Genomic DNA, 2,044 nt, shown 5'->3' with positions numbered 1-2,044 from the left:
AATCACGACAGACGTGGAACGGCTGACATGAGCGCTGCACTGAAACTGACCGGGCATCACAAGGATCTGGGCGGCGGCTTCATRGTGCGCCGCCTGCTGCCTTCCGCGCAGCAGCAGTCTGTTGGCCCTTTCATTTTCTTTGACCATTTCGGCCCGGTCACTGAACAGCCTGGCACCGACCACGATGTGCGGCCGCATCCGCACATTGGCCTGGCCACGGTGACATACCTGTTCGAAGGCGCCATGATGCACCGCGACAGCATCGGCTCCGCCCAGCGCATAGAGCCTGGCGCCATCAACTGGATGACGGCGGGGCGGGGCATTKTGCACTCCGAGCGCGCGCCCGACGACCTGCGTGGCACTGCGTATGTGAACCATGGCCTGCAGTTGTGGGCCGCTCTGCCAGCGGAGTTTGAAGAAACTGCGCCGGCGTTTTCACACACGCCGGCAGACAGCATCCCCGAGGTGTTCGTGGACGGCGCCATGGTGCGGGTTCTTGTCGGGGAGGCGTTTGGCAAAGCCTCACCCGTCAAGACATTCTCTAAAACCCTTTACCTGGATGTGGCGCTTGCAGCGGGCGCACCTTTCACGCTGCCGCCGCTTGCGGCGCAGATGGCACTGTATGCGGTGGACGGCGACCTGCTGCTGGACGGCGAAGCGCTGGCGATGAACACCCTCGCGACCCTTTCACCCGGCGCCGCAGTGCAGCTCAGTGCAAGCACCCCGACACGCCTGGTGGTCATCGGTGGTGACGCGCTGGATGCGCACCGCTTCATGTTGTGGAACTTTGTCTCCAGCCGCAAGGAACGCATCGTGYAGGCTGGGGAGGATTGGGCCGCCCAGGCCATGGGGCAGGTGCCTGGAGAGACCGAGTTCATTCCATTGCCCGAGCGGAAGTTCACTGCGAACTGAAATCCGGCCGGGGCCACTCGTCTATGGGTCCGGCCATTGAAGTCCGGAACGCCAAACAACTGTGTCCCGAACATGGTAAAGCGCACGCCTCAAGGCTGCAAGGAAGCGGGAATTCAATCCCGCAAGTGCGTTACAGAAAACGACCACTCGCACGTGAGGACTTTGAACTTCTGCAGGTTGCTTATTTCTTCGCGCCATGCGCTTTCAGCAACCTGGCAATATCTTCTTTCTTGTCCTTGATCGCGATACTTAAAGCGGTGTCTCCGTTCTTGTTCTTGGCATTTATATTCGCACCTCTTTCAATCAGGAGGGCGACCACCTTCCTTCTTCCTTTTGCCTGCCTGTTGAAGTCCTCGACGATGCCTTCGACTTTTTCATTGAGAGATTCTGCTTCTTCTGCGCTGAGGTACTCCACTTTCTCTATCAAAAGGTGAAGAGGTGTTGCACCATCGTTGTCGGTTGTGTTGATATTTACACCAGCCTGGCCGAGCAAAGTATCCACAACCCCTTCATGCCCCTGATATGCCGCTTGATGCAGCGGGGTTCGGCCCTTTTTATCTTGCATGCTGGCATTTGCGCCTTGCGATAAGACCGATTCAGTCAACTTTTTGTTGCCCCGAGACGCAGCCCAGTGCAGGACTGTTAATCCATAGCCGTCTTGTGAGTTGATATCAATGCCAGCTTTAATTAAATAATTGATGGACCCCAGCAGTTCCTCTGATGCCGCGTAAAGGAGTAGATTGGTTCCCGCTTTGTCTATGGCCCTGATATCGGCACCGTGTTTGCACAAAAGGGCAATCAATCCCTTGTTGCCAGCGGCAACAGCACTGAATAGTGGGGTTCTGCCGGTGTTGTTGATGGCATTTACGTCGGCGCCATTCGCCAGCAGTAACTTGACTACGGCCTGATAACGTGGAGATGCGCGCCAGGTTGCATGATGCAAAGGCGTGTTGCCATCCAGACTCCGTGCGTTGACATGTGCTCCGTTGGAAACCAATAGGTCTGCGATTTCCGAATGACCGTATCTTGCGGCTTTGTGCAGCGGAGTTTCTTCCACCTGGTCCTTTGCATTGACATTTGCTCCCTTGTCAATTAAATATCCAACCATTTCCTTGTGGCCTTGAGATACGGC

2 protein-coding genes are annotated in these 2,044 nt (G+C 56.3%); one reads left to right on the top strand and one right to left on the bottom strand.

The annotated features are described in order from the left end of the window. Positions 1-27 precede the first annotated feature (27 nt). Positions 28-912, top strand: coding sequence for a pirin family protein (locus AC1D0Z_RS20320; protein WP_477659976.1), 885 nt, complete (start codon positions 28-30; stop codon positions 910-912). Positions 913-1,093: 181 nt separating this feature from the next. Here the strand turns inward: AC1D0Z_RS20320 and AC1D0Z_RS20315 are convergent. After that, the coding region (locus tag AC1D0Z_RS20315; protein ID WP_477659975.1) for an ankyrin repeat domain-containing protein at positions 1,094-2,044 on the bottom strand (951 nt) is incomplete at its 5' end.

The organism is Polaromonas sp. P1_E3, assembly GCF_056405935.1.
This window is presented reverse-complemented; position numbering and strand designations above follow the sequence as displayed.